The following is a 5,653-nucleotide window of genomic DNA, read 5'->3' as shown; positions in this document are numbered from 1 at the left end:
TTTACCCTACCAACTAGCTAATGTTCCGCACCCCCATTTCTAAGTGAAGCTTTGAGGCTTCTTTTAAATTTTCTTCATGCGAAGAAAACCCCTATTCGGTATTAGCTACTGTTTCCAGTAGTTATCCCAATCTTAAAGGTAGGTTAGGTACGTGTTACTCACCCATTCGCTACTAAGTCAGTGCAAGCACTGCTTCGTTCAACATGCATGTATTAGGCACACAGCCAGCGTTCATCCTGAGCCAGGATCAAACTCTTGAAATTGATTTGTGTGTTTATTATGGTTATTGCATCTAGTTTTGAAAGATCTAATTTTCATAATGATTTTGCGTGAAAATCATACAAGTTTAATTATAACACTTTTTTCAAAAAAACCAAATATTTTATGTTTTTTTTATTTTTTATAAAGTGTCGCAAAATTAAATTGCTTTATTATTCTACAATATTTTTGAAAAAATCAAAATATTTTTGTGAAATTTTTTTCTTTTTTATGTCTTTTATATTATATATATAGTAAATTGAAATTACTATTTTATTCATAATCTAAATCTATCGATTTGTATTTCTTCACCTTGCTCTCTTGCACCATCAAATCCTCCATTAAAAATTTTAAAAATTTGAGAAGATTCATATAAAGAAATAAAATCTATATAATCATTTGTTTGGTTAACCACTAAAGGATAATTGTATGCAAAATGTTCTTTTTGTTCATCATCATATTTAAATAATTCGGTTATTTGATCAAAATTACTATTAGCTATGAAAAGTGCTCCATTTCTTCTAGCAACTGTTTTTGGTAAAGCAAATAAAAAGTAATCTTTATTTTTTCAATTAAAATAACTAATACCTGAAAAAACATTTCCATCATAGTTTTGATCAATAACTATATCCTTACCTTTTGCCAAAGAATTTCCATCTGGAGAACTTCAAGTTAAACCACCATCTATACTTTTAGAAACATAAAATTTGTTTCTGTCTGTGCTTCATCCACCTGCGTTTCTTAAAAATCAATAAATTGCTCCATCATTAGCTTCTATTAGGGATGATTCTGATAAATTTGCTTTAAAACCGGTAGGTTTACTAATTTCATTTCAAGTTTGACCATTGTCATCACTATATAATAAAAACATGTCTGAAAGTGAATACATAGGTATAATTACTCTTCCATTTAAATTAGAATTTTGTTGATGGTGTAATTGAATTCCATTTCCTACTCCAGTTCCAACAAAAGGATGTTCGTTTCTCGAACTACTAAATTTTTCATCCATTCAAGTCAAGTTAGTTCATGTTTGACCGCCATCAAAACTTTCTAAAGATGCAACGTGGCTATTAAGAGCAAGAGCGTAAATTGCATATTCTGGTCTAACCGCTCCACTTTTGTATGGTTCATCAAGAACACTGTGGATTGTTTTTTTAGAATTTAAAATTTCTGGATTATCAAAATCAGTTTCTTGAACATTTTCATAAACCGAACCAGTGATGGTTCTTGTGTCACTGTGATAACTTAAATCCACATATGTGTTAGTTTCTTCTAAAACAGTTCTTTCTGTAAAGCTACTATTAAATCCAACTCCTGCTGGTAAAATGTATCTTCTGAATCAATTTTTTCTTCCATCTACTTCTTTCAAGACTGAAACTCTAGAATCAAATGAGTTAGGATCGTTGAGTTTAGTTCATAGTTTTAAATAAGCATTATTTCCAACGTAAAATCAAGGATTTCCCCTTTTTAAGTTGACAACAGATGTATCTTTTCCAGGGAAAACATCGAAAATTAACTGTAATTTATGTTTATAACTATTGCTAGTGGTATCTAAATATTTTATTTCGCTAATTATTCCATCTATTGCAATTCCACCATTGTTTCTTTTTGGAACTACAATTTTGACTACATCATAATTTTGACTTCAAGTTTTACCATTGTCTTTTGAAATTTTAACTACTTGAGAAATAGAGTTATTATAGTCCCTTTCACTTTCAATTCTTTTATCAGCAGAACTTACTAAATCACCATTTGCTAATTTTATAACACTTGGAATACGATAGGAGTGTGAGTGATCTTCATTGTGTTTAAATAATGTTTCACTAGAAAGTCTTTTTAATTTAAAGTGTTCATTTTCAATTACTTTTCCCTTAATATTGTGACTAATATACGGGTTTTTTAGCACTATTATGTTTTTTGAATTATTTTTATTGGCTATTTCAAATTTTTCATCAATGTCACTTGTATTTTTTAGTACTAAAGCCGTATTATTTAGTACAAAATAAAATATTCCATTATCTTCTGTATAAAAATTTGATTTATCACTTATTGATAATCTTAAAATTACTGCTTTATTATCAATTTTTATTCCGTAATTATCAATAAGTTTTTCATAATTGTTTTCTATCAAATTTACTAAAGCATTTTTTATAGATTTACTTTTTTGTTGGTCAAAATTGTTTGAAAACAAATCATTAAGAAGATTAGTAATTTTTTGATTATTTCAGTTATTTTTTAATTTTAAGTCCACAAAAACATAGTCTTTATATTGTGATTTTTCTCAAGCACTAGAATTTACTAAATCGGGTTCTAAAGTTTTAGATAAAGGAAATTCCACATTAAATTCCCTATTAACGCTATCAATATTTAAAGTTTGAAAAGAAGATTCTCCCTTATTTTTGATGGAAACATCTTCTAAAACATAATCTTCCCCTTTTTGGGAATTTTGTATTTTAAAAGATAAAGAATTATTATCTTCATCGTATTCTAAATCAGAGGCATATATTTCTTCGTTTTGTCCATTATTATTTTTAGTAAATTTTAATTTTATACTATCGTTAATTTTACTTAATTCAATTTTTCTTGTATCTAAAACTACTCCATTTAAAACATATGTAAGTTCACTATTTTCATTTTCAAAAGGATTTGCATTTAGTTTACTAGAAATTTTTAAATCAAATTTAGCATTGGATTTAAAATGAGTATCAGAATAAGTCTTGAATTTAAAAAGGATGTTTGAAGGATTATTAGAGTGCAAATTATAAATATTATTGTCAAAATTATTATTGATATTTTTAAATAACTCTTCTGGTTTTTTAACAAATTTTATATCTTCAAGATAATAAGTTTGTCCAGATGATAAATTATTTAAATTTACTTTTATAAAGGTTTTTCCTTGTATTTTGTTTAAAGTTCCTTTATAAATAATATAATTTCTTAAATTATTTTGCTTATAACTAAATTTAAGTTCTAATTGCTTATTATCATCTATCATTATTCCATCTTTTGAATCTAATTCAAAATTTAAAATTGCTGAATTTTCACTTAAATTTGATATTTTACTATTTTTAAAATTTATTTGTGTTAATGAAGGTTGAGATGTGATCGAAATTCCTTTTATATTGATAATTTCTTTATTTTCGTTTTCTTCAATAACAACTGACTGCACATCAAAATTTCTATTTTTAGTTAGGTTTTTCATATAAAAACTAAGTGTTTTAGTTTGCTCATTAATTGTAAAGCTATCTACAGTTTGTTCTATTTTATTGTTATCCAATAATTTTAATTTAAATTTTTTTGTGGATATTGTTTTAAATCCTGAAAAATTCATAGATAACATTAAAAGATTTTCATCTTTTTTTAAAATGGAAAAATTAAAAAATTTAACATTTTCTTTATTTTCATTTTGTGTAGAATTATCTTTTTTATCTACAACATCTTTTTTAGAATTTTCATTAGTATTAAAATGAAAATTATTTAAATTAGATAAGTCATTTTTATGATCTTTATTATCATTCTTACTTTGTTTAGAAGTTACAAAAAAATATGTAGAGAGCGAAGCAGATGTTAATGTAGTTCCTAAAAGAGCAAGAATTAATATTGTTTTTTTAGCACTCTTTTTCATATTAAAAATTTTAACACTTTTTATCTATTCGATTAAAAATTATCAAAAAATTACATTTTTTTTATATAAAAATCATTTTTTTGGTTAATTTTAAATATATTCATTATAATTAAAATATAAGTAATTATATTAAAATCACCAATCTTGCAATAAAAATATAAATTTTATATTTTTTAAGTTTATCAAAAATAATTTTTAATTATAGGAGTGTTTATGAAAATAAAAATTAAAAATATAATCAAATCTTCTTTTGTTTTATCACCAATAATTCCTCTTTCATTTTTCCTTTCTGCAGAGCAAAATACAGATAATCAAAAGAGTGATATTTACAATTTTAACCTAAATATTTTAGCTAAAAATATTCAATATAAAGATAGTTACACAGTAATAAAAAAGGATATCAATTTTGTAACTAGTGAAAGTAAAATTAATGATGAATTAAATTCTTTAATAGATTTTTTAAAAGCAAAAGAATTTAATATTTCCATTTCTTCTAAAATAGAAGAGAATAAGACCAATATTGTTATTTCAAACTCAAGTACAAAAAATGATTATATAGATTCTTTATTTAAAAATTATTCTGTTTCTTTTGAATTTCAAACTAATCATAATGATGAATACTTTATTGAAAGTAATGATGCAAATATTTTCTTTTTAACAGCACAAAACGATAGAGGAATATACTATGGTATTCAAAAAATTCAAGATATTATTGAAAATAGTGATAATTTAGCTATTCAAAATTTTAAATTAAATGATTTTTTTGACATTCCTAACAGGGCCATTTATGATGATTTAAATTTAAGTATGGAAACAATTAAAGAAAATATTCAAATTTCTAGCAAAAATGGTTTTAATATTTATTCTTTCTTTGATAAAAACAATCCTAAAAATAGCGAAAAATGAAGAGAATTATATTCTGAAAAGGAACTTCAGAATATAAAAGAACTTTCTAATTTTGCACAAAAACATAATATTGATTTTTTTCAATATGAAACTATAAATGGTGGCGATAATTATAGTTCTGATTTAGAAATTTTAAAAGGAAAACTTAAACAATTAATTAATATAGGAATTAAATCTTTTGGATTTGTTGCTTCTTCTGAAAATAATTTAACTACCGATCTTCAAGTAAAATCTTTAAATGATTTAACAAATTGACTTACAGAAATAAAAGAAAATTATGATTTAAACGACAACATTTACTACTTTTTAAACAATTCTAGTGATGAATCTATTCCTAATTATGTTTCTAATTTTAATGAAAAAATAAAAATTGTAATGACAGGAAAAGAAAATCACTACAATTTTAATAATGAATTTATTGATAGTTTTAATCGTGTAACTAGTAAAAAAGCTAATATTATGTTTAATACCATAAGTTCCTATAATAAAGGAACTATTAAATGAAATATTATTGATGTAATTACAGATATAAAATGTCACTTTTTATAAATATGTGTTAATTTAATGATATCACAAATTATCAATTGTATCAATTTAATTATTTAATTAAAATTAATATATAAATTTTAGGGATGTTTTTTAACCCCCCCGCCCCTTAATTGCAATTAAGGGGAGCGTTCTTTCTCAGGCCGAAGAACCAAAGGCCAGTAAGGTTAAAATTTATTATTAGAGAAAATGTTGGAGGGGATTAAATCATCTAATTTTTTTATAAATTCTTTTTGCGTTTCTATATATTCTTTAATTAATTTAATCCTAAATTTTTACTAAATTTCTATACTTAGTTAATTTTATTGTTTAATTCAT

General features: G+C 23.9%; 2 protein-coding genes and 1 rRNA gene. 1 reads left to right on the top strand and 2 read right to left on the bottom strand.

Going from position 1 to position 5,653, the window contains the following annotated elements; all coding sequences use genetic code 4:
* Positions 1-263, bottom strand: a 16S ribosomal RNA gene (locus ACXX86_RS03930); the annotation flags it as partial.
* A 263-nt stretch (positions 264-526) separates the two neighbouring features.
* Positions 527-3,883 (bottom strand): exo-alpha-sialidase, encoded by a 3,357-nt coding sequence (locus ACXX86_RS03925; RefSeq protein ID WP_458561180.1) that lies wholly within the window; start codon positions 3,881-3,883, stop codon positions 527-529.
* Positions 3,884-4,096: 213 nt separating this feature from the next.
* Here ACXX86_RS03925 and ACXX86_RS03920 point away from each other — a divergent pair, with 213 nt between their 5' ends.
* Entirely contained in the window at positions 4,097-5,338 is a 1,242-nt protein-coding gene (locus ACXX86_RS03920; protein ID WP_458561179.1) for a beta-N-acetylglucosaminidase domain-containing protein, read from the top strand.
* The last annotated feature ends 315 nt before the right edge of the window (positions 5,339-5,653 follow it).

Source organism: Mycoplasma sp. CB776 (assembly GCF_054343395.1).
This window is presented reverse-complemented; position numbering and strand designations above follow the sequence as displayed.